The sequence below is a fragment of the Actinoplanes sp. NBRC 101535 genome (assembly GCF_030269225.1).
Lineage (GTDB): Bacteria > Actinomycetota > Actinomycetes > Mycobacteriales > Micromonosporaceae > Actinoplanes > Actinoplanes rectilineatus.
The window spans coordinates 595277-618035 of the sequence record NZ_BSSY01000002.1 but is presented as its reverse complement, the minus strand read 5'-3'; the positions used below and the strand labels follow the sequence as shown (position 1 = coordinate 618035).

General features: G+C 70.5%; 21 protein-coding genes and 1 tRNA gene. 15 read left to right on the top strand and 7 right to left on the bottom strand.

Annotation, left to right across the window (positions count from 1 at the left end):
* Window positions 1-17 precede the first annotated feature (17 nt).
* Window positions 18-1679, top strand: coding sequence for a putative bifunctional diguanylate cyclase/phosphodiesterase (locus tag QSK32_RS07870; protein WP_285471542.1), 1662 nt, complete (start codon window positions 18-20; stop codon window positions 1677-1679).
* 7 nt (window positions 1680-1686) lie between these two features.
* On the opposite strand, the gene QSK32_RS07865 is transcribed toward QSK32_RS07870, so the two are convergent.
* Complete coding sequence (locus QSK32_RS07865) at window positions 1687-2025, bottom strand: STAS domain-containing protein (protein WP_045743246.1); 339 nt, start codon at window positions 2023-2025, stop codon at window positions 1687-1689.
* Between the two features lie 92 nt (window positions 2026-2117).
* Here QSK32_RS07865 and fxsT point away from each other — a divergent pair, with 92 nt between their 5' ends.
* Complete coding sequence (fxsT, locus tag QSK32_RS07860) at window positions 2118-4535, top strand: FxSxx-COOH system tetratricopeptide repeat protein (RefSeq protein WP_285471541.1); 2418 nt, start codon at window positions 2118-2120, stop codon at window positions 4533-4535.
* A gap of 107 nt (window positions 4536-4642) precedes the next feature.
* Here fxsT and QSK32_RS07855 read toward each other — a convergent pair whose 3' ends face one another.
* A complete protein-coding gene (locus QSK32_RS07855) occupies window positions 4643-5980 on the bottom strand; it encodes an MFS transporter (RefSeq protein ID WP_502872517.1) in 1338 nt (445 codons plus the stop codon).
* A 19-nt stretch (window positions 5981-5999) separates the two neighbouring features.
* On the opposite strand from QSK32_RS07855, the gene QSK32_RS07850 reads away from it, so the two are divergent.
* The 11 genes from QSK32_RS07850 to QSK32_RS07800 all read left to right on the top strand — a co-directional run bounded on the left by QSK32_RS07850 (window position 6000) and on the right by QSK32_RS07800 (window position 17729).
* Window positions 6000-6935: a GlxA family transcriptional regulator gene (locus tag QSK32_RS07850; RefSeq protein ID WP_285471539.1), complete on the top strand. Its 936-nt coding sequence runs from the start codon at window positions 6000-6002 to the stop codon at window positions 6933-6935.
* A gap of 40 nt (window positions 6936-6975) precedes the next feature.
* Window positions 6976-8643, top strand: a complete 1668-nt coding sequence (locus QSK32_RS07845; protein WP_045743249.1) for a GspE/PulE family protein — start codon at window positions 6976-6978, stop codon at window positions 8641-8643.
* Between the two features lie 69 nt (window positions 8644-8712).
* Window positions 8713-9816: a type IV pilus twitching motility protein PilT gene (locus QSK32_RS07840; RefSeq protein ID WP_045743250.1), complete on the top strand. Its 1104-nt coding sequence runs from the start codon at window positions 8713-8715 to the stop codon at window positions 9814-9816.
* Window positions 9817-9818: 2 nt separating this feature from the next.
* A complete protein-coding gene (locus tag QSK32_RS07835) occupies window positions 9819-11051 on the top strand; it encodes a type II secretion system F family protein (RefSeq protein WP_045743251.1) in 1233 nt (410 codons plus the stop codon).
* Window positions 11052-11147: 96 nt separating this feature from the next.
* The gene (locus tag QSK32_RS07830; RefSeq protein WP_045743252.1) at window positions 11148-11618 is read left to right on the top strand and encodes a prepilin-type N-terminal cleavage/methylation domain-containing protein; all 471 of its coding nucleotides are present in this window, start codon (window positions 11148-11150) and stop codon (window positions 11616-11618) included.
* 61 nt (window positions 11619-11679) lie between these two features.
* Window positions 11680-12462 (top strand): prepilin peptidase, encoded by a 783-nt coding sequence (locus QSK32_RS07825; RefSeq protein WP_045743253.1) that lies wholly within the window; start codon window positions 11680-11682, stop codon window positions 12460-12462.
* A gap of 28 nt (window positions 12463-12490) precedes the next feature.
* Window positions 12491-13513, top strand: a complete 1023-nt coding sequence (gene pilM / locus QSK32_RS07820; RefSeq protein ID WP_045743254.1) for a type IV pilus assembly protein PilM — start codon at window positions 12491-12493, stop codon at window positions 13511-13513.
* Window positions 13513-14223 (top strand): PilN domain-containing protein, encoded by a 711-nt coding sequence (locus QSK32_RS07815; RefSeq protein WP_045743255.1) that lies wholly within the window; start codon window positions 13513-13515, stop codon window positions 14221-14223. The genes pilM and QSK32_RS07815 overlap by 1 nt, the downstream gene beginning before the upstream one ends.
* Window positions 14223-14798 carry a type 4a pilus biogenesis protein PilO gene (locus QSK32_RS07810; RefSeq protein WP_045743256.1) on the top strand — a complete coding sequence of 192 codons (576 nt, stop codon included), beginning with the start codon at window positions 14223-14225 and terminating at the stop codon, window positions 14796-14798. Before QSK32_RS07815 ends, QSK32_RS07810 begins: the two co-directional genes overlap by 1 nt.
* A gap of 51 nt (window positions 14799-14849) precedes the next feature.
* Window positions 14850-15797: a metallopeptidase domain-containing protein gene (locus QSK32_RS07805; protein WP_285471538.1), complete on the top strand. Its 948-nt coding sequence runs from the start codon at window positions 14850-14852 to the stop codon at window positions 15795-15797.
* Between the two features lie 159 nt (window positions 15798-15956).
* Complete coding sequence (locus tag QSK32_RS07800) at window positions 15957-17729, top strand: FG-GAP-like repeat-containing protein (RefSeq protein ID WP_285471537.1); 1773 nt, start codon at window positions 15957-15959, stop codon at window positions 17727-17729.
* A gap of 64 nt (window positions 17730-17793) precedes the next feature.
* Here QSK32_RS07800 and QSK32_RS07795 read toward each other — a convergent pair whose 3' ends face one another.
* From QSK32_RS07795 to QSK32_RS07785, 3 genes are all read right to left on the bottom strand, one after another.
* Complete coding sequence (locus QSK32_RS07795; protein ID WP_285471536.1) at window positions 17794-18072, bottom strand: excalibur calcium-binding domain-containing protein; 279 nt, start codon at window positions 18070-18072, stop codon at window positions 17794-17796.
* 304 nt (window positions 18073-18376) lie between these two features.
* Window positions 18377-20461 (bottom strand): helicase-associated domain-containing protein, encoded by a 2085-nt coding sequence (locus tag QSK32_RS07790; protein ID WP_285471535.1) that lies wholly within the window; start codon window positions 20459-20461, stop codon window positions 18377-18379.
* Window positions 20462-20590: 129 nt separating this feature from the next.
* Entirely contained in the window at window positions 20591-20794 is a 204-nt protein-coding gene (locus QSK32_RS07785) for a helix-turn-helix domain-containing protein (protein WP_245674000.1), read from the bottom strand.
* Between the two features lie 47 nt (window positions 20795-20841).
* On the opposite strand from QSK32_RS07785, the gene QSK32_RS07780 reads away from it, so the two are divergent.
* Window positions 20842-20946 (top strand): type II toxin-antitoxin system YoeB family toxin, encoded by a 105-nt coding sequence (locus QSK32_RS07780; protein WP_083449094.1) that lies wholly within the window; start codon window positions 20842-20844, stop codon window positions 20944-20946.
* 168 nt (window positions 20947-21114) lie between these two features.
* On the opposite strand, the gene QSK32_RS07775 is transcribed toward QSK32_RS07780, so the two are convergent.
* Window positions 21115-21187: transfer RNA gene (locus QSK32_RS07775), tRNA-Ala, on the bottom strand.
* A gap of 92 nt (window positions 21188-21279) precedes the next feature.
* Window positions 21280-21837, bottom strand: a complete 558-nt coding sequence (locus QSK32_RS07770; RefSeq protein WP_285471534.1) for a YqgE/AlgH family protein — start codon at window positions 21835-21837, stop codon at window positions 21280-21282.
* A gap of 113 nt (window positions 21838-21950) precedes the next feature.
* Here QSK32_RS07770 and QSK32_RS07765 point away from each other — a divergent pair, with 113 nt between their 5' ends.
* Window positions 21951-22757, top strand: coding sequence for an S-methyl-5'-thioadenosine phosphorylase (locus QSK32_RS07765; protein ID WP_285471533.1), 807 nt, complete (start codon window positions 21951-21953; stop codon window positions 22755-22757).
* The last annotated feature ends 2 nt before the right edge of the window (window positions 22758-22759 follow it).

Below are 22759 nucleotides of genomic sequence, written 5' to 3'. Positions count from 1 at the left end.
GTCGCCGGAGGTGGACCGTGGGCCGCAACGCACTGATGGACCGGATACGGGTCGGCATCGATGACAGCATCGTGCTGGCCTCGCTCGTTCTGCTGGCCTGGCCGGCGGCCGTGGCCGCGCACCCGGGCGGGCTGCTCGGCCGTCTCGTGCCGCTGCTGGCCGCGGTGTGCCTGGCGGTGGCGGTCCTCGCGACCGACAACACCCGGCCGATGCTCCGGCAGCTCACCGTCGGGGCGGCCCTGACCGCCGCCGCGGTCCAGCACCTGAGCGGGGCCCTCTCCCCCGCCGCGACCTGGCTGGTGCTGCTCATCGGGGGCGCGCTGGCGGCCCGGCAGGCGCTCACCGGCCGCGAGGTGGACGGCAACCGGCAGCAGGTCCTGCTCGCCCAGCAGGCGTTCCGCGACTCGCTCACCGGCATCGGCAACCGCCGGATGTTCGTCGAGTACGCCGACGAGGTCCTCGCCGTGCCGGGCCGCAACCGCACCGCGGTGATCCTGCTCAACCTGGACGGCTTCAAGGACGTCAACATGTCGCACGGCCAGGCCGTCGGCGACGAACTGCTGCGGATCACCGCCGACCGGATCTCGGTGAACGTGCGCGCCAACGACACGGTCGCCCGGCTCGGCGGCGACGAGTTCGCCGTCCTGCTGCCCGGTGTGGAGGACGAGTACGCGGCCGTCGCGGTCGCCGAACGGGTGCTGACCGAGCTGCACCGGCCGATCGAGGTCGCCGGGGTGCCACTGGCCGTCCGGGCCAGCGCCGGGGTGGCCATCGCCGGCGCCGTCGAGGACCTGACGTCGGTGCTGCGCCGGGCCGACCAGGCCGTGCTGCGTTCCAAGGAGGACGGCGGCGGCATCGCCCGCCGGTTCGACCCGGTGCTGTTCGCCGCGGCCGAGCAGCACCGCCGCCTGCAGGCCGACGTGCTGCGCGGTCTGGAGGCCGGCGAGTTCGAGGTGCACTACCAGCCCATCGTGGACCTGCGCAACGGCGAGCAGACCGTCGGCGTCGAGGCGCTGATCCGCTGGCGGCACCCGGAGCGCGGCCTGCTCGCCCCGGCCGCCTTCCTCGACCTGGCCGAATCGCTGGGCCTGCTGCCCCGCATCGGCGGCTGGGTGCTCGAGGAGTCCTGCCGGCAGGCCATCGCCTGGCAGAGCCAGTTCCCCGGCTTCGAGATCAACGTGAACCTGTCGGCGTCCCAGCTGGGCAACCCGCGGCTCATCGAGGAGGTCCGGGCGGTGCTGACCGCGACCGGTCTGCCCCCGCAGGACCTGGTGCTGGAGCTGACCGAGTCGGTGGCGCTGACCGACCTGGTCGAGTCGGCCCGGGTGCTCGGCGCGCTCAAGGCACTGGGCGTCCGGATCGCGCTGGACGACTTCGGCACCGGCTTCTCGTCGCTGAGCCACCTCAGCGCCCTGCCGGTGGACGTCGTGAAGATCGACCGCTCGTTCGTGCAGGCGATGCCGGAGACCGGTGGCGCGTCGGTGGCCGAGGCGGTGCTGCACATCGCCCGCACCTTCAACCTGGCGCCGGTCGCCGAGGGCGTGGAGGACGCCGGGCAGGCCGAACGGCTGCGGGAACTGGCGTGCAGCCGGGCACAGGGCTATCACTTCGCGCGGCCGATGCCGGCCGCCGCGGTGACCGAACTGCTGGACCGTCAGGGCGTGCCGGTGCCCCTGTGAGCCGCCGTCACTGCGCCGGGCCCTGTTCGGCCGGCCGCACCGGGACGACCTCCATCAGGCCGCTCAGGACGAGCACCTGGCGGACGTTGGCGGACGGCCGGGCCAGCCGGAAATCGATGCCGGAGTCGCGGGCGCGCTGGAAACCCGAGATCAGCGCGCCCAGGCCGGTCGAATCGATGAACGCGACACCGGCCATGTCCACCTCGATGAGCCGCGGACGGCCGGCCACCGCCTCGCCCAGAGCCACCCGCAACTGCTCCACGGAGAGGATGTCGATCTCGCCCCGGAGGGACACGGTGGTGACGCCGTTCGCGGCATCCAGGCTCGTCACGATCTCGTCGGTCACCGAGGGGCCTTCCGTTTCGTCGCGTGCCCGCTTTGCGTTGGCGTGGCTTCCACGTACGGTAATCGGCATCACCAACACGTGAGGAGCACGGTGTGCCGATCCGTGGCGGTCTGCCGCCGCGCAACTCCCGCTTCGTGGGCCGTGAGGAACTGCTGACCCGCGTGCGAGGTCTGCTCGGCAACGGCCCCGTCGTGCTGCTGCCGAGTCCGGACCATCAGCTCGGCGGGACAGGACGTACCCAATTGGCCGTCGAATATGCCTACCGGCACGCCGACGCCTACGACCTGGTGTGGTGGATCCCGGCGGAACAGCCCGCGGGGATGCGCGCCGCCCTCGCCGGTCTCGCCCAGGAGCTGGGCGTGCCCGAGGCCCGCGACCTCAACCGGACCCTCGGGGCGGTCCGCGACGCGCTGAGCCGCGGCGAGCCGTACCGGGACTGGCTGGTCGTGTTCGAGAACGCCAACCGGCCCGAGGACATCATGCCCTACCTCCCCTCCGGCGCCGGGCACGTGCTGGTGACCAGCCGCAACCCGCGCTGGACCGCCGAGGTGGCGCAGGCCATGCCGGTGCCGGTGTTCGACCGCGCGGACAGCGTGGACCTGCTCCGCGGGCGCTCTCCCGAACTGTCCGCCGACGACGCGGACCGGCTCGCTGACCGCCTCGGTGACGTGCCGATGGCACTCGACCTGGCCGCCGCGGTCCGCGAGGCCACCGGCTGGCCCCTCGCCGACTACCTGGACCGCTTCGAGAGCCGCGCCGCCGACCTGGCCTTCCCCACCCCGATCCGGGTGGCCTGGGGACTCGCCGCGGAGGCGATGGCCGCCGGCGACCCGGCCGACCGGGCCCTTCTCGAACTCTGCACCTTCCTGGCCAGTGCGCCGATCTCCTGGCGGCTGCTGTGGGCGGCCCGCACCCTGCCCCTCGACCCGGAGCTCGCGCCGACCGTCCGGGTGGAACGCCGGCTGCGCTCGGCGATGCGCCGGATCAGCCGGTTCGGCCTGGCCGACCTCGACCCGGCCGGCGAGCAGCTGACCGTGCACCCGCTGGTCCGCGGCATGTTCGGCCAGGAACTCACCTCGGAACGGCACGCCAGGCTGCTGCGGACCGTCCGGGGCATGCTCGCCGCCGCCGACCCGGGCGAGCCGGACAACCCCGCCGGGTGGTACCGCTACGCCGAACTCGCCCCGCACCTGATCCACTCCGATCTGCTCGGCGGCGACGGTGAGGAGGTCCGGCAACTCGTCATCAACTGCATCCGCTACCACTACGCCCGCGGCGACTTCGACTCCAGCCGCGACCTGGCCGGCGCGGCGGTGGCCCGCTGGCGCGACGCCCTCGGCGAGACCTCCGAACAGACCCTGCTGGCCGCGTTCCACCTGGCCAACACGCTGCGGGCGGTGGGGCGGACGGCGGACGCCCGCAACCTCAACCTGCAGACCCTGCGCACCCAGCGGGAGGTGTTCGGCGCCGACGACGAGGCCACCCTGGCCACCGCCAACAGCGTCGGCGGCGACCTGCGCATGCAGGGCCACTTCGGGCAGGCCCGGCAACTCGACGCGGACAACCTGGTGCGGTACCGCCGGCTGTTCGGCGAGAGCTTCCCGACCGCGCTGCGCTGCGCCAACAACCTCGCCGCCGACCTGCGGCTGCTCGGTGACTTCCGGGGCGCCCGCGCCCTCGACGAGCCGACCCTGCGTCACCGGCAGGCCATCTTCGTCGACGGCCACCCGGAGACCCTCTCGTCCCGGGCCGGCCTGGCCTTCGACCTGTTCGGGCTGGGCGACTACGCGGGCGCGACGGCCCTGCTCTCCGGTGGCCACACGGTGCCGGCCGACCACCCGTTCGCGTTGTGGGCCGGCCGGATCGCCGCGATGGCCGCCCGCCGCCGCGGCGACCCCGCGGCCCGTGCCATGGCCACCGCCAACCTGGCGACCACCCGCCAGAAATTCGGCGACCTCAACGTGGACACCCTGGCCGCCGCGATGTCGCTGGCCAACTGCGCCCGCGCCGAGGGCGACCTGGACCACGCCCACGAACTGCTGGAACGCGCGGTGACGCGTTACCACGCGGTGCTCGGCGACGAACACCCGTTCACGCTCGCCGCCTCGGCCGGCCTGGCCGGGGTGGTACGAGCCGTGGGACGGCACGCGGAGGCCCGGACCATCGACGCCGAGGTGCTGAGCGGACTGCGCCGCAGCGTGGGCGCCGACCACCCGTTCACGCTGAGCTGCGCCAACGGCCTGGCCGTCGACCTGGCCGCGATCGGCGAGGCCCAGCAGGCCCGGGAACTCGCGGCGGACACGCTGCGCCGCTCCCGGGCGGTCCGCGGCGCCGACCACCCGGACTCGGTGGCCTGCGCCTGGAACCTGGCCCTCGCCGACGCCGACGAGGCGGCACAGCAGCAGGCCCTGGACGGTCTCGTGAAGGTGTACGGGGACGGGCACCCGATCTTCCGGAGCACGGGGGCGGGACTGCACCTGGAGACCGACATCGACCTGCCCCCGTTGTAGGCACCCCGGTCCGGACAGCGGAGCGGCGGGGCCCGGCTCTTCTGGGGCAGGGTGGGACGGGCCGGTTCTGGCGGGACGGGGCGGTCTCGTACCCCGCCGAGGAGATCTCAGGAATCGGCCGGGACCGCCAGGCCGAGGCCGGGAGCGATCGGCTTGAAGTGTTTTCCGGCGAACAGCATCAGGCTCAGCAGCGAGGCGAGCAGGGCCAGGGCGCCCGCGCCGTACCAGGCCCAGGTGTACGCGCCGAGCTGATCCCGGACCAGGCCGGCGGCGGTGGCGGCGAAGGCCGCGCCGATCTGGTGGGAGGCGAAGACCCAGCCGAAGACGATCGGGCCGGCGGCACCGAAGTACTCGCGGCAGAGGGTGACCGTCGGCGGCACGGTGGCGACCCAGTCGAGGCCGTAGAACAGGATGAAGATCAGCATGCTGGGGTGTGCGGCGGCCGCGAACAGTGACGGCAGGACCAGCAGGGACAGGCCGCGCAGGGCGTAGTAGGCGCCGAGCAGGATGCGGCTGTCGACCCGGTCGGTCAGCCAGCCGGAGGCGATGGTCCCGGCGATGTCGAAGACGCCGACCAGCGCGAGCAGACCGGCGGCGGTGGTCTGCGGCATGCCGTGGTCGTGGGCGGCCGGGATGAAGTGGGTGCCGACCAGGCCGTTGGTGGTGGCGCCGCAGATCGCGAAACCGCCGGCCAGCAACCAGAAGGCGCGGGTACGAGCAGCGTCACGCAGAGCGGAGAGCGCGGTGCGGGCGGCGCCGCCGGCGGGTTTCGGCGGGGCCGCCACGACGGTGTCCGCGCCGAGGGCGGCGACACCCAGATCGGCGGGGTGATCACGCAGCCGCCACCAGATCAGCGGCACGACGCACACCGCCGCCACCGACACCGTGAGTGACGCGGTCCGCCAGCCCTCCGACTCGGCGAGCCGGGACAGCACCGGCAGGAAGATCAGGTTGCCGGTGGCGCCGCCCGCGGTGAGCACACCGGTGACCAGGCCGCGGTGCCTCACGAACCAGCGGCCGGTGATCGTGGCGACGAAGCCGAGGGCCAGCGATCCGGTCCCGAGACCGACCAGCACACCCCAGCAGAGCATCAGCTGCCAGCTCTGTGTCATGAACACCGTCAGCCCGGAGCCGGCCGAGACCAGCAGCAACGCGGCCATCGCCACCCGCCGGATGCCGAACCGGTTCATCAGCGCCGCGGCGAACGGCGCGGTCAGCCCGTAGAGCAGCAGGTTGACCGAGACGGCCGCCGAGATGGTGCTGAGCGACCAGCCGAACTCCTCGTGCAACGGCTGCAGCAGGACGGACGGGGTGGCCCGGAAGCCGGCCGCGCCGATCAGGGCGACGAACGCGGCGACGGCGACCAGCCAGGCGGGGTGGATGCGGTACTTCACGGTCCGATTCTGCGGGGACCCGTCCGTCCGGACGAGTGGCCGGGAGGTCATGATGCGCAAGAATCGGGCCATGGCGCATGTGATAGCGGTGCTGCTGCTGGACGGTGTGGTCCCCTTCGACCTGGGCACCGCCACCCAGGTGTTCAGCGCGGCCGGCGACCGTTACGAGGTGCGGGTCTGCGGCGAGGGCCCGGTGCGCACCGAGCACGGCTTCACGATCGTCCCGGAGCACGGTCTGGAGGCTCTGGATCAGGCGGACACGCTGCTCATCCCGGGTATTCATCGGGGTGGGCCGGTGACCGACGGGACGCTACCCGATCCGATTTATGCCGCTTTATCGGCTTTTTCCGGACGTATCGTCTCGATCTGTACCGGCGCGTCGGTGCTGGCCGCCGCCGGTCTGCTCGACGGGCGGCCGGCGGCCACCCACTGGGCCTGGGCGAAACGGATCGCCGGGCTGTATCCCCGGGTCGCGTGGGACTTCGACGTGCTGTTCGTGGACGACGGCGACGTGCTGACCTCGGCCGGTGTGGGCGCCGGGATCGATCTGTGCCTGCACATCATCCGCAGCGACCACGGCGCGGACGTGGCGAACCGGGCGGCCCGGCGTTGCGTGGTGCCGCCCTGGCGGGACGGTGGTCAGGCGCAGTTCATCGAGCGGCCGGTGCCGTCCGGCAGCGGGACGGGCACCGAACGGACCCGGGCCTGGGTGCTGGACCGGCTGGCCGAGCCGGTCACCCTGGAGGAGATGGCCGGGCACGCCCGGATGAGCGTCCGCACGTTCACCCGCCGGTTCCGGGACGAGACCGGGATGAGCCCGCGCCAGTGGCTGCTACGACGCCGCGTCGAGCAGGCCCGGATCCTGCTGGAGTCGACCGATCTGGCGGTGGAGGCGGTGGCCCGGCACTCCGGCCTGGGCAGCGCGACCGCCCTGCGCCAGCATCTGCACGCGGCGATCGGGGTGGCGCCGTCGGCGTATCGGCGGACGTTCCGCCACACCGGGTGAGCTTGCTCAGTTCTACGGCGAAATGTCCGATGGGCTCCATGTGGATCAGACCTTCCGTCCGCTGCTTGATGCCCTGAAGCAGATCGGCGTCGATCCGCACGCGGTCGATGCCGCGGCTGAAGAGGCACAGCGCAGCGGCCGGTCGGTGCGGGCCGTGCTGATCAACGACCAGGTCGTCACCGAGGAGCAACTCACCCAGGCCGCCGCCGCCTCGTTCGGCATCAACACCCTGGACCTGGTCGGATTCACCCCGGACCCGAACGCGCTCAAACGCATCCCGCTGCCGGTGGTGCTGCGCCACCGGGTGCTCGGCCTGGCCCTCAACGGCGACGAACTGGTCGTCGGCGTCACCGACCCGGCCGACGTGGTGGCGCTCGACGACGTCCGCGCGGCCACCGGCATGACGATCCGCCCGGTGGTGGTGGCCCGCAGCGAGGTCCGCCGGATCATCGAACGGCTGGAACGCGAGGGCGCCGACCTCGGCGAGATGGCCGACAACGGGCTGGACGACGCGGCCGGGATGGCCGCCCAGTCCAGCGGCACCGAGGACGCCCCGATCGTCCGGTACGTGAACAGCCTGATCGAGCAGGCCGTCATGAACCGCGCCTCCGACCTGCATCTGGAGCCGACCGAGGACGACATGCGGGTGCGGTACCGGATCGACGGCGTGCTGCACGAGGTGGACGTGGTGCCGCGCGGCGTGATGGCGGCGCTCACCTCCCGCATCAAGATCATGTCGGGTGTCGACATCACCGAGAAGCGGGTCCCGCAGAACGGCCGCATCACCGCGCTGATCCGCGACCGGACCGTCGACCTGCGGACCGCGACCCTGCCCACGGTCTGGGGCGAGAAGCTGGTGCTGCGTGTCCTGGACACCGGCGGCATCGACCTGGACATGCAGAAGCTCGGCTTCACCCAGCACAACCTGGACCGGTTCGCCGCGTCGTTCTCCAAACCGCACGGCATGGTGCTGGTCACCGGGCCGACCGGCTCCGGCAAGTCGACCACGCTGTACGCGACACTCGGCCGGATCAGCAAACCGGAGATCAACGTGATCACGGTGGAGGACCCGGTCGAGTACCGGCTGCGGGGCGTCAACCAGGTGCAGGTGAACGCGAAAGCCGGCCTGACCTTCGCCGCCGTGCTCCCGGCGATCCTGCGGTCCGACCCGGACGTGGTGCTGATCGGTGAGATCCGGGACGGCAACACCGCGCAGATCGCGGTCGAGGCGTCGCTCACCGGTCACCTGGTGCTCTCCACGCTGCACACCAACGACGCGCCCGGCGCCGTCACCCGGCTCACCGAGATGGGGATCGAGCCGTTCCTGGTCGGATCGTCGTTGGACTGCGTACTGGCCCAGCGGCTCGCCCGCCGGATCTGCGACTGGTGCAAGGAGCCGTACACGCCCGCCGAGGACGAGGTGGTCGCCGCGAACTGGCCGTTGCAGGACCTGCCGTACCCCGAGGTGCTGTACCGGCCGGTCGGCTGCCGCAACTGCGCGAACACCGGGTACAAGGGCCGGATCGCGATCCACGAGGTCATGCCGATCTCGCCGGAGATCGAGTCGCTGACCATCCGCCGCTGCTCGGCCGGTGAGATCCGCGAGGTGGCGCTCTCCCAGGGCATGTACGACCTGCGCGCGGACGGCCTCGCCAAGGCCGCCGGCGGGCTGACCTCGATCCGCGAGGTCTCCCGCGTGGCGGTCTGAGCAGGCCTAATCCGGATCGTTCGCCTGCCGATTCAACAGGCGTCGGGAGTCGGCGAAAGGGGGCGGGACGTGGACACCCTGCAGCAGGAGGCCGCGACCGCGAACGACCTGGCGCTGCTCGATCAGCTGCTCGTCACGATGGTCGAGTCCCGGGGTTCGGACCTGCACCTGACGGTCGGATCCCCGCCGATGATGCGGATCGACGGCGAACTGCGGCCGGCCCCCGGGTACGGCAAGCTGAACTCCGCGGACACCGAACTGCTGGCCCGGGCGGCGGTGACACCGGCGCAGTGGGTGACGTACCGGAACGAACAGGAACTCGACTTCGCGCACAGCATCGTCGGCGTCTCCCGGTTCCGCGGCAACCTCTACGTGCAGCGCAACTCGTGCGGCGCGGTGTTCCGGGCCATCCCGCACAAGATCAAGCCGCTGGACGAGCTGGGCATGCCGGAGTCGGTGGCCCGTTTCGCCCACCTGCCCCGCGGCCTGGTACTGGTGACCGGCCCGACCGGTTCCGGCAAGACCACCACCCTGGCCTCGATCCTCGACCTGGCCAACCGCAGCCGGGCCGACCACATCATCACCATCGAGGACCCGATCGAGTTCCTGCACCCGCACAAACGCTGCATCATCAACCAGCGCGAGGTCGGCTCGGACACCGGCACGTTCGCCAGCGCGCTCAAGCACGCGCTGCGGCAGGACCCGGACATCATCCTGGTCGGCGAGCTGCGTGACCTGGAGACCACGGCCACCGCGCTGACCGCCGCCGAGACCGGCCACCTGGTGCTGGCCACCCTGCACACGCAGAGCGCCACGCAGACGGTCGACCGGGTCATCGACATCTTCCCGCCGCACCAGCAGCTGCAGATCCGGGCCCAGCTGGCGGCCAGCCTCCAGGGTGTGGTCACCCAGTCGCTGGCGCCGCGGGCGGACGGCAAGGGGCGTGCGGTGATCGCCGAGATCCTGACCTGCACCCCGGCCATCCGAAGCCTGATCCGGGAGGGCAAGTCGCACCAGATCCCGTCCTTCATGCAGGCCGGCAGCGCCGAGGGCATGCTCGCCTTCGACCAGCACCTGGCCGAGAAGGTCCGTGAGGGTGTCGTCGACATGCAGGCCGCCCTGGAGATCTGCCATTCGGCGGAGGAGCTCAAACGGCTGGTGGGACGGGGCTGAGCATGCCGACGACGAAGACGTTCTCGTACCACTCGATCGACGCCGCGGGGAAGAAGGCCAAGGGCACGATCGAGGCGCCGAACGAGGCGGCGGCGACCAGTCTGTTGCGCGGGCGCGGCGAGGTGCCGCTCGGTCTCACCGAGGCCGGCCAGGGCCTGCAGATGGAGCTGAAGATCCCGGGCTTCGGCGGCAAGGTGAAGCTGAAGGACCTCGCGGTCTTCTCCCGGCAGTTCGCCACGATGACCGCCTCCGGCATGTCGCTGCTCCGCTCGCTCGCGATCCTGGAGGAGCAGTGCTCCTCCCCGCCGCTGAAGAAGGCGCTCGGCGAGGTGCAGGCCGACGTGTCGGGCGGCCACGGGCTCTCCCAGTCGATGGCCAAGCACGACCGGGTCTTCCCCCGCCTGATGGTCGCCATGGTCCGGGCCGGCGAGACCGGCGGCATGATCGACCAGGCTCTCGAGCAGATCGCCGACAGCCTGGAGAAGGACACCGCACTCCGCGGCAAGATCAAGAGCGCCCTGACCTATCCGGCGATCGTGCTGGCGTTCACCTTCATCATGATCGCGGGCGTCCTGATCTTCATCGTCCCGATCTTCGAGGGGATGTTCAAGAACCTCGGTGGTGAGCTTCCGGCCATCACCCAGTTCCTGGTGGACGCCAGCCACAACATGGGCTGGATCGGTCCGCTGTTCATCGGCACCGGGGTCACCACGAGCATCGTCTACAAGCGGCAGATGCGGGCCAGCGAGAACTTCCGGCTCAAGGTCGACCAGCTCAAGATCAAGATGCCGGTGTTCGGGCCGCTGATGCGCAAACTGGCGATGAGCCGCTTCTCCCGCAACCTGGGTCTGCTGCTCAACGTCGGCGTACCGGTGATGCAGGCCCTCACGGTGGTCGGCGAGACCACCGGCAACGAAGTGATCAACGCGGCGATGAAGGACGTCCAGGCCGCCGTGCGGGACGGCCAGACGATGTCCTCGTCACTGCGCCACCACAAGATCTTTCCCGTGATGGTCACCCAGATGATCGAAGTCGGGGAAGAAAGCGGTCAAATCAGTCAGATGCTCGACAAAGTTGCCGACTTCTACGACAGGGAAGTGGACGACGCCGCCGAGTCCCTGACCGCCTCGATCGAACCGATCATGGTGCTCGTCATGGGCGGCGTGGTCGGCGGCCTGGTCGTCTGTCTCTACCTGCCGATGTTCACGATCTATCAGAACATCCAGTCGAGTTGACGCCGGTCTCCCGACCGTCCCCGACGGCCGGCAGCACCACCGGGCGCCCGAGCCCGGCTCCCATCCTCGCCCCGCAGCCCACTGGAGGCACAGCACATGCACGACATCATCGACCGGCTCCGCACCAAGAAGGACGACGAGGGCTTCACGCTGATCGAGCTCCTGGTCGTGGTGGTCATCATCGGCGTGCTCGTCGCGATCGCCGTGCCGGTCTACCTGAACTACCGCCAGGGCGCGGCCGACAAGTCGGCGCAGTCCGACGTGCGCGGCGCCATCAGCGCGGTCGAGCAGTTCTACACGAACAACGGCAACACCTACCCGGACGCCACCACCGCGGACGGCACCGTCAGCAAGCTGACCCTGAGCCTCGCCGCCGGCGGCTCCGCCTCGACGGTCACCCTCTCGGACAAGACCAAGCTCGGCTACTGGAAGGAAACCCCTGGCGGCACGTACTACAAGATCTGCGCTACCAGCGGAAACGGCAGCGGAAAGTGGTATGTGTACAACAGCCAGGAGGGTGGCTCGGTCAAGACCTCGACCGCGCTGACCCTGACCACCTGCGCCTGATCCACCACCGGAGGGTCCCGGGCGCCCGGCCCGGGACCGCCGTGACCGAAGAGGGGAAGCCATGCCGTCCGAGGTCCTGCTCGTCGTCACCGGCGTGCTCGGGCTCGCGGTCGGCTCGTTCCTCAACGTGGTGATCCACCGGGTGCCCCGGGGCGAGTCGCTGCTGCGGCCGCCGTCCCACTGCCCGCACTGCGAGCACGGGATCCGCCCGCTGCACAACATCCCGGTGATCGGCTGGGTGCTGCTGCGCGGCCGGTGCGCCGACTGCCACACCCGGATCAGTGCGAGATACCCACTCGTCGAGATGGCGACCGCCGCACTGTTCGTGGCGGTGGCCGCCCGGTTCGGCTGGTCCTGGGAGTTGCCCGGCTACCTCTACCTGGCCGCCGTGGCGATCGCCCTGGCCGTCATCGACCTGGACGTCCTGCGGCTGCCGGACAGGATCGTCATTCCGTCGTACGCCGTCGCCCTCGCCCTGATCCTGCCGGCGTCGCTGGCCGGCGACCACCTGTGGGCGGTGGGCCGGGGCCTGCTCGCGGCCGTGCTGCTCTACGCCGTCTACTGGATCCTCGCCGGCTGGGGCATGGGCGGCGGCGACGTCAAACTGGCCCCGCTGCTCGGGTTCTACCTGGGCTGGCTGGGCTGGCCGGCGGTGGCGATCGGAGCGATGGCCGGCTTCCTGCTCGCCGGGATCGTCGGCATGACGATGATCATGCTCAATGTGGCCGGCCGCAAGAGCCGGATCCCGTTCGGGCCCTTCATGCTCGCCGGCGCCTTCCTCGCGGTGTTCGCCGCGACACCGGTCGCCGAGTGGTACGCCACCCACCTCATGCCCGCCGTCTGACCACCACCATCCGAGGAAGGGAGCGCCGATGGCCGGCTCCACGCCGATCGGGCTGGACATCGGCTCGTCCTCCATCAGGGCGGTCGAGGTGCGCCGTACCAAGGACGACTACCAGCTGATCAACTTCGGCCAGTTCCCGCTGCCACCCGGCACCGTGGCGGCCGGCGTGATCCAGGACCCGGTCGCGGTCACCTCGGCCCTCAAACAACTCTGGACGGCCAGCCGGTTCGGCACCAAGCGGGTCAACCTCGGCGTCACCAACCCGCAGCTGGTGGTCCGCGAGATGTCGATCGCCAACCTGCCGCCGAACCAGATGCGCCAGGCCCTGCCGTTCCAGGTCAAGGAACAGCTGCCGCTGGCCGTGGACCGGTCCCTGCTCGACTTCTTCCCGCTCGAGGAACCGGGCGACAACCCGACCGTCCGCGGGCTGCTGATCGCCATGCCCAAGGACGCGGTGGTGACCCTGGTCCAGGCGGTGGAGAAGGCCGGCCTCTGGGTGACCGGGGTGGACCTGGCCTCGTTCGCGCTGCTGCGGGCCGCGTCCCGGCTGGACTCGCAGGTCGAGGCGATCGTGGACATCGGCGCCAACATCACCAGCGTGGTGGTGCACGCGGACGGGGAACCGATCTTCGTGCGTACGCTCCCCCGCGGCGGCAGCGAGATCAGTGACAGCATCGGCACCCGCCTCGGCATGCCGACGGCCGAGGCCGAGGCGCTCAAGTGCCGCTTCGGCCTGCACGGCGACGGCAACCGGGACAGCGTGGCCGCGATGATCGACGCGGTCCGCCCACTCGCCAGCGAGCTGCGCAGCTCCTTCACCTACCTGGCCTCCGGCGAACGCCAGAAGCAGGTGACCCGGATCGCCCTGTGCGGCGGCGGTGCCCTGATGCCCGGCCTCGCCGAACACCTGCAGGAGCAGCTCGGCGTCGCGGTGATGTACGCGGACAGCGCCACCCGCCTGCGCGACATCCGCAACGCCCGCGAGCGCGGCTTCGACAGCTTCGTACCGTCCGGCGCGGTTTCGATCGGACTCACGCTGGGAGTGTCCTGATGACCGTTCTGATGCCGCTGGATCCGACGGTCACCCCGCAGCAGGCCGCCCGGGTCCTGTCGATCCGGGCCAACCTGCTGCCGCCGGAGATCCATGACAGCCGGCGGGCCCGCCGGACCCGGACGATCGTGCTGTTCACGGTCGGCCTGGTGATCCTGCTCCTCGGCCTCTGGTACGCACACGCCTCGGTCCTCAAGAGCGACGCCGACACCGAGTACAACCAGACCCTGGAACAGCTCGCGGCGGTCCAGCAACAGCAGCAGAAGGACGAGAACGTCCAGAAGCTGATCAAGGTGCAGAACGGCCAGACGCTGCTGAAGAAGGAACTGAAGGCGATCGAGGCCGACGACCTCTCCTGGGCGAACGTCCTCGACCTGGTGAAGAAGACGGCCGACACCGAGGAGGTCGTCATCACCCAGGTCTCCGCGCTCCTGGACGACCAGGCGGCCGCCACCACGACGACGAGCAGCACCACCGTCGGCACCGTCCAGATCACCGGCACCGCCCCGAACAAGAAGGGGGTCGCCGACTTCGTCGACGCGCTCAGCCAACTGGAGAGCCTGGCCAACCCGTTCGCGAAGAGCGTGACCGGGGCCGCCGACGACCTGAAAAACGAGAAGACCGTGAACTTCTCGCTCTCGGTCAGCATCACCGACAAGGCGCTCTGCGGCCGGTACAGCGACAAGACCTGCGAAAGCAAGGGCAAGTGATGGGCGGGCTGCGCGTCGACCGGATCTGGCTCTTCGGCGGGCTCACGCTCATCGTCGTGCTCATGGTCGCCAGCTGGTTCCTGCTGATCAACCCGAAGTACGCCGCCGCCGACGAGGTGCAGACCCAGACCGGGGAGACCTCCACCCAGCTGGCCAAGATGCGCAGCTCGCTGGCCGAGTTGAAGACCCAGAGCGAGAGCCTGTCCTCGTACAAGGCCGACCTCCGGACGTACCAGGCGGCGCTCCCCCTGAGCAGCAACACCAACAGCCTGCCGGCCTTCCTCAAGCAGCTGCAGTCGATCGGTGTCTCGCTGCAGGTCGCGGTCAACGGGTACAGCGCGGCCGACCCGGTCGTCTCCGAGGAGATGCCGTCCGTCTCGCAACTGGCGATCACGCTGAACGCCAGCGGCTCGGTGGAGAACCTGAGCAAGTTCCTGCGCAAACTGCAGCAGGTGCAGCCACGGGCGGTGCTGATCCAGAGCGCCCAGGCGCAGTACAACGCCGACGACACGATGAGCATCGCGCTGAGCCTGAACGCGTTCGTCACCAGTTCCACCACCGAATCGGTGGATTGATCGGCCGACCGGCCGAGACACCGGGGAGCGTGCGCCGGGATTGAATCCCGTATGCGTTCTCCCGCCCGTACCCTGCCGGCGCTCGGGGCCGTGGCGGCGCTCGTGCTCACCGTCCTCGCCGTGCTCGCCCCGCCGGCCACCGCCGCGACGGTGCAGCGGCGGGTGGCGGTCGTGCTGTTCGACTTCGCGGACAGCAAGCTGCGGAGCGTCCCGGATCCGCTCGGCGACGCCGCCGGCTGGTTCGACGCGGTCTCCGGCGGCCGGTACCACCTGGTGCCGGCCGGGGCGCCGATCGGACCGGTCCCGCTCGGGTTCCCGGCCGCCTGCGACACCGACCGGATGGGCGCGGCCGCCCGGGCCGTCCTCGCCGCGCACGCGGTGGACTACGACGCCGTCACCATGGTCTTCGCCAACGGTGAGGCCCGCTGCCCGTGGTCCGGCCTGGCCTCGATGCCCGGCCGCTACACCTGGATCACCGAGGGCCTCTCCCCCGGCGGCGTGGTCCACGAGTTCGGGCACAACCTCGGCCTCACCCATCAGCGGCTCCTGCGCTGCCGGTACGGCGACCTGGGCGACTGCACGGCGAGCGACGAGGGCACCCGCAGCCCGATGGGCGGGGCCGGCGACGACACCGGGCTGAGCGCGCCGGAACTCATCCACACCGGATGGCTCACCCCGCAGGAACAGGTGACCGTCGTCCGGCCGGGCCACTACCGGCTCGGACCGCTCTACGGCGGCGGCCCGGGACCCCGCGCGCTGGTCATCCCCCTCGGCCGGGACCGGCTGGTCCTGGAGAACCGCAGGCCGGCGGGCCGCCTGGACGGCCGGGTCCGGGGCGTGCACGCCTATCTGGTGCCGGGCAACGCCTTCCACCGCTCCGCACTGATCACCACGGGCCGGTCCGCCCCGATCACCCGGCTCACCGACCGGGCCGCCGGCCTCACGATCACCGTCGGCGAGACCGGAGATGCGTCCGTCACGGTCTCCGTCGTCCTTTGAGGGGTACGCGTGAAGCAGGGACACATGAGCAGTGCGTGAATATGTATGATCTTAAAGTTACCGATGGCAAGTCTCGTTTGAGCTGGGCTTTCGCGCCATCACACCCTGAATAGTCCGCCCGGGCCGCGTTTCGTGGCGGACCGGAAAGGCTGCCGAACCATGCCATCCCCCAGTCGCCGCCGAGCCGTGACAGCCGGCCTCGCCCTCACCGGCACGACGATCCTCCTCAGCGGCGCCGCCGCCCACGCCGTCCCCGGTGACACGGTGGCCGGCACCGCGTACGCCTTCACCGCCCGGGTGGCCATCGGCGCCCCCGGCGTCGGCACCAGCTGCACCGGCGCCCTGGTGGCGGCCTCGTGGGTGCTCACCGCCCGCGCCTGCACCGACCAGACCGGCACCCCCACCACGCCGATCACCGTGACACTCGGCGGGCAGCCCGTCGCCGTCACCCGGGTCGTACCGCACCCCGACCGTGACGCCGCCCTGCTCCGCCTGACCACCCCGGTCACCACGATCACCCCGGTCGCCCTCGGCACCACCGCCCCGGCTGCCGGCGACACCCTGCGCGTGATCGGCTACGGCCGGACCGCCGACACGTGGATCCCGGACGCGAAACACGCCACCACCGTCACGGTCACCGGCGCGGACAGCACCACCCTGACCATCGACGGCGACACCACCACCTGCAAGGGTGACTCCGGCGGCCCCGCCGTCCGCGAGACCGGCGGCACCGCCGAACTCGTCGCGATCCACCGGAGCTCCTGGCAGAACGGCTGCCTCGGCGCGCCCGCGACCGACAACCGGGGCGGCGTGGAGACCCGGACCGACGACCTCGCCACCTGGATCCGCGCCACCGCGATCCCGGGCTGCAACGCCACCGGCGAGGTGATCACGGCGGACCAGAGCGGGGGCTTCGTCCGCACCGCCGACCTCACCGGCGACTGCCGCCACGACATCGTCGACCAGAACGTCGCCGGTCAGCTCCGCGCCTGGCCTTCCTCCGGCAATCTGTCCGCACTCTTCACCGGCGCCGGAACGGTCGTCGGCGCCGGCTGGACGACGACGAACATCGAACGCGTCGTCACCGGCGACTTCAACGGCGACGGCAAAGCGGACGTCATCGGTCAGGACTCCACCGGCCAGCTGCGCGCCTGGGCCGGCACCGGCGATCTGTCCGCCGACAGCAGACTCCTCGTCGGCGCCGCGACCATCGTGGGCACCGGCTGGACCACGACGAACATCCAGCGCATCATCACCGGCGACTTCAACGGCGACGGCAAGACCGACATCATCGGCCAGAGCTCCACCGGCCAGCTCCGCGCCTGGGCGTCGACCGGCGACCTCTCCGGCGACAGCAAACTGTTCGTGGGCGCCGCCGCGATCGTCGGCACCGGCTGGACCCCCACGGCCATGCCCCGCATCCTCACCGGCGACTTCAACGGCGACGGCCGCACCGACATCATCGGCCAGGACTCCACCGGTGTGCTGCGTGGCTCCGTCTCCACCGGCGACCTCACCACCCTGTTTCCCACCGCCCGCGTCGTCGGCAACGGCGGGTGGACCACGGCCAACATGCCGCGCATCGTGACCGGCGACTTCAATGGCGACGGCCGGACCGACGTCATCGGCCAGGACTCCACCGGCCAGCTGCGCGCCTGGGCCGCGACCGGCGACTTCTCGGCCGACAACCGGCTGCTGGTCGGCGCCGCCACGATCGTGGGCACCGGCTGGACCACGACGAACATCCAGCGCATCATCACCGGCGACTTCAACGGCGACGGCCGCACCGACATCATCGGCCAGAGCTCCGCCGGTCAGCTCCGCGCCTGGGCGTCGACGGGTGACCTCACCGCCGACAGCAAGCTCTTCGTGGGCGCCGCCGCTATCGTCGGCAATGGGTTCACGCTGGCCGCGTACCCGCGCGTCTTCTGACATCTGTTTCCGACAGCCGGTGGGGCCGCCCTCATTTCGGGCGGCCCCACCGGCTGTTCCGCGGTCAGCGCTTCTCGCAGGCCACGCCGTCCTTGTCCCGGTCCATCTTCTTGTTGGTGTTGTACAGCGCGTTCGACACCTTGAAGTTGGTGACCGGCTTGGTCTTGCCGCGCACCTTGTCCTTCGCGCCCTTCTTGCCGACGCCGTGCTTGTACGTCTTGTTCAGGGCGGTGCAGTTCTTGTACGTCTTCGCCGCGGCGGCGGCCGGCGTAGCGGTCACGGCGACCGCCCCACCGAACGCCAGAGAAACGGCGAGCAGGCCGCGGGTAAGGATTCGGGTCATCAATTCTCCTCCAGGTCCGGCCCGCAGGTTATCGATCGCCCACCACTCACGAAAGAGACCCGGAAAACACCCGATCCCCGCCTTCACCAGGCGAGACACCCCGAATCCGCGGTTGCCGGAGAATGCTTTCGGCCCGACGGATTCGCCCGATCGGAGTCACCCGCCACCCTCATGCGGCACACCGGAAGACCATTCGGCGCCCACTGTGCAATCTCGGACAACCGCTCATCACCGATCGTCCGGCCGGCCACCGCGGAAAGTGGATCCCCCGGCCGGCACCATCCCCGGCTCGGCGAGGCCGGAGTCAGCGGTGACCGAGCAACCTTCGTGCCATCGTCGCCGGATCTCCGAGTGCAGGTGCAGAAAACCCCTCACCCATGTCGGCGTGGGGCGGCGGTGCGGCGCGGCGACGTTGCGGAACCTCGATCATCGGGCTGCCATCAGCGCGGATGCCCGAGGGCGCGTATCCCGCCGCGCGTAGCGCGGCGAGGGTGTCGGCCTGTGCCTTGGCGCTGATCAGTACGGTCGGGGCGAGCCGGACCAGCTCCAAGGCCCGCAGTGAGCGGGTGTTGAGGATCTCGGTCAGCAGGGTCTCGTCATCGCTGCACAGGCAGCACCCGGCAGAACGCACCTGGACCCGGCCGTGCCGGCGGGCTACGTCCTCGATGAGATAGGTCAGGGTCTGTGGCACACGGCCGCCCTCGGCCGCCTCGGTGAGACGCGCGATCAGGTCCTCCGGGCCGTACCCGGCATCGAGGGCGGCGCGGACGCTTGCCGGAGAGAAGCGCCAGGTCCAGGCCCCGCTGCGAGATTCCGGGGTGGCGATGCCGTCGAGCAGGGCGAGAAGAGCCGCCGATGGGGTGCCGGTCACCACCGCGGTGAGGTCGTTCGGCAACAAGACCGAGTCGCGGGACCGGGGCAGCATCGCTTCGGCGTGCCCACGGGCGGCGTCACGGCCACCGTCGAACAGGACACGGCCGAGCGTGGTCATCGTGCCATGGGCGAGCAGAGCCAGTCGGTGCGCTTCCCGCCAGATCCCTGTGACGTATCGCTCCAAGTCATCGTCGCTCTGGTCGGTCAGGACGGGGCTCTCCCAGCTCAGTCGTGCCGCGAGGGTGCCGGGATCGGTGGCTTGTCCTTCGGGAACGACGCCGAGGACCGTACGCATGGTGAGAGCGCGCAGGCCGGTCAGGATCAGTTCCTCCTCCTCGTCCCAGTACAGGATGCGGGCGGAGGGCCCGGTCGGATCGGGTGGCGCGAGCGGAGAGGCGGGCATGGTCAGCCAGTCCTCGATGACCTCGAGCAACTGGTCGGCGGGCTCGGCGTCCCCGAAATCGTCATAGGCCGTCGACGGTGTGAGGCCGGCCTGTGACGCCTCAGTCAACCCGCCTGCCGCGAGCAGTTCGACGGTCAGACGGGTACGGTCCTCGTCCTGACCGGATGCTTTCGCGATTCGGCGCAACTCCCGCACGCCGAGGCCACCCGTCTTGAGCAGCGGGACCGGGCCGGCGCTCATCGCTTCGACCACCGCGGTGATCGCCGCGAGAGTCTCCGTCGCGGCGGCCGCCGCCTCGCGCTCCACGATCGCCGGATCGATCGGCTCGAGCGTCACCACCGGCGGCCGCGGCCGAAACGGAGCCCTGAAGCCCTCACGCAGGGCAAGAGCGACTTCACGTGGCATCTCGCTGACGTTCCACATCGAACGAATGAGCAGCCCGCGTTCAACAGCCCACGGCAGCACCATCCCGGGAGAGCCGAACATCGCCCCCGGCCGGCCGAAAAGGGAGTCCGACTGCCGCGCCAGGTCGCCGAGCTGACCGCGGACCTCGGCAGGCGCCTCGGCCACGAGCCGACGCACATTCTCCGGCTCGGCCAGCCAACCCGCGAGCGCCGTGATCAACTCGTCTTTACCTCGCCCCGTGGCGGAAACGCCGTACAGCTTCGCCAGCTTGCGCAACTCGGTCATGTTCCGCGTGACGAGAAGGTCAGCGGCACCGGCGCCGAGTCCCAGCGGATGCGGCCACATCTCGCTCAGGTGAGCTGCGGCAAGGCCACCGGCCCTCGGCCATACGAGAACGAGTGCCGTGAGCCGCCTCAGCGCCCCCGCCAAGTCCGCATCATCTTCCGGTACGCCCAGCAGCCCCGCGAGCCGAACCGTGGTGCAGCCGTCACCCAGTGCGGCAGCAGCCTCGCCCACCTGCAACTGTGGCAGGGCCAGCAACGCGCAGGCCCCCGCCATCGACGAGGGATGCAGCAGACGTTCGGCGAGCTTGTCGACGGTCTTGGGAACAGGTTCGATGGTCACGTCACGCCGCATCGCAACGAGACCGGCGAGCTGGTCTTCAGTCAGCGTACGAAGGTGGGCGGCAAGCGTGGCGTGAGAGGACACGCCGCCAACCTACGGGCTGGCGGGACCGTGACCGACGTTCCGGACCTCGAACGAGTGATGGTGTCGCATGAATCCCGGTGCGGATGCCTCGCTCGGTCGTGAACGCCCCATGCTCGGCCCGCCCCTGCTTCAGGCGATCTGCCGAAGGTCGCTGCCGTAGTCGAAGATGATCCGCATCCGGGCACCCAGCGCCCGTGCGTACCGGCTCAGCGTCGCCACCTCGTTGACGTCCAGATCACCGTTCTCGATCTGGCTCACGCGCCCCGGCGAGACGCCCATGAGCTCCGCCACCTGCTTCCCCAGGCGTTTCGCTCCCGGCCGGATGAGACGCACCGACTCCCCCCGCCGGGGAAGACCACGACGGCTGGTTACGCCGAGACATGAAGATGGCCCGGCGCATCAACGACGAACACCGGCTCATCTACCGCGTCCGTGGCGGCGACCTGGAAATCGCCGCCTGCCACGGCCACTACCTCGACAAGTGATAGCGGCCCGAGCCACGCTGCCCTCTTGACGGATCGGACAGCCCGGGAAACAGCCTGAGTCTGCAGCATCGTCGCCTCAATCGAACGCCTAAAAATCGAACGCTTGGTCGGCTCGATGCTTGATGCAACAAAAACGCCCGGACCAGAGGTCCGGGCGTTTTTCAAGGGTGGAGCTGAGGGGACTCGAACCCCTGACCCCCACACTGCCAGTGTGGTGCGCTACCAGCTGCGCCACAGCCCCTTGCTGCACTTCTTTCTTGCGGTGTCCCCGGCGTTTCCCCCGGGCACGCTGGAAATATTACACGCCCCCACACCCCCCTCTGAAGGGCCCCCCTAGTTCAGCGAGACGTCCGGTGGGAAGTGGGCGACAGCAGCGAGGATGTCGCCCTGGCGCTTGAGGACCATGGCCCACAGGTCGTCGGGGCGTTCCACGAAGGGGTCGCCGGGGAGGGCGTCGAAGACGAACCAGGAGCCGGCGGTGATCTCCTCCTCGAGCTGGCCGGCGGACCAGCCGGAGTAGCCGGCGAACACCCGGATGCCGGCGACGGTGTCGTGCAGGCGGTCCGGGTCGGCGGAGAGGTCGAGGGTGCCGAGGGCGCCGCTGACCGGGTGGAAGCCGGACACCCTCCGTTTCACCTCGGGGCGGGTGCGGGCCAGGCAGATGGCGGACTCGGGCTGGACCGGGCCGCCCTCGAAGAGGACCGCCGGGTCGCCGGCCAGGTCGCCCCAGGTGCCGAGCACCTCGGACACCGGCACCTCGGTCGCCCGGTTGAGGACGACGCCGAGGGCACCACCGCTTTCGTGTGCGACCAGCAGCACGACCGTACGGTCGAAATTGGGGTCTTTGAGCGTGGGTGTAGCGACCAGAAGCTGCCCGGTCATCGACTCCATCGACCGGCCTCCGACTCGCTGCCCCTCACCGAACACGTGCTCCCCGCCGTCCGCTCGACGTAGTCATGCCTCGCACATTAGCTTGCGATTCCGGCCCCCGATAAGGTCTGCTCATGAACCCGCCACCTACGGCAGCAGAGATCGGCGTCATCGGCGGCTCCGGGCTCTACGCGCTCCTGGAGAACGCCACGGAGCACGAGATCGCGACGCCCTACGGAGCGCCCTCGGACAAGATCACCGTGGCCGAGGTGGGTGGACGCCGGGTGGCGTTCCTGCCGCGGCACGGACGTGATCACCGGTTTCCGCCGCACCGGATCCCCTATCGGGCGAATCTGTGGGCGTTGCGGTCGCTGGGTGTGCGCCAGATCCTCGCGCCGTGCGCGGTCGGCGGCCTGCGGCCGGAGCTCGGACCGGGCACGTTCGTGGTGCCCGACCAGCTGATCGACCGCACCAGCGGGCGGGAACAGACCTACTACGACAGCGGCGCGGTGCACGTCTCGTTCGCCGACCCCTACTGTCCGGCGGGCCGGGCGGTGGCGCTGGCGTCCGCCGCACGGGTGAACGCTGTGGACGGTGGTGCCATGGTGGTCGTGGAGGGTCCACGGTTCTCCACCCGGGCCGAGTCCCGCTGGTTCACCACGATCGGCGGCGCGGTGGTGAACATGACCGGCCACCCGGAGGCGGTGCTGGCCCGCGAGCTGGCCCTCTGTTACACCTCGATCGCGCTGGTGACCGACCTGGACGCCGGCGTCGAGGGCGACCACGGTGTCACCCAGGAGGAGGTGTTCTCGGTCTTCGCGGAGAACACGGCCCGGCTGCGCGAGGTGCTGCTGGACGCGGTCACCAGATTGCCGGCCGAGCGCACCTGCCCGTGCAAGGACGCGCTCGAGGGCATCAAACTGCCGATCGAGCTGCCTTAAAA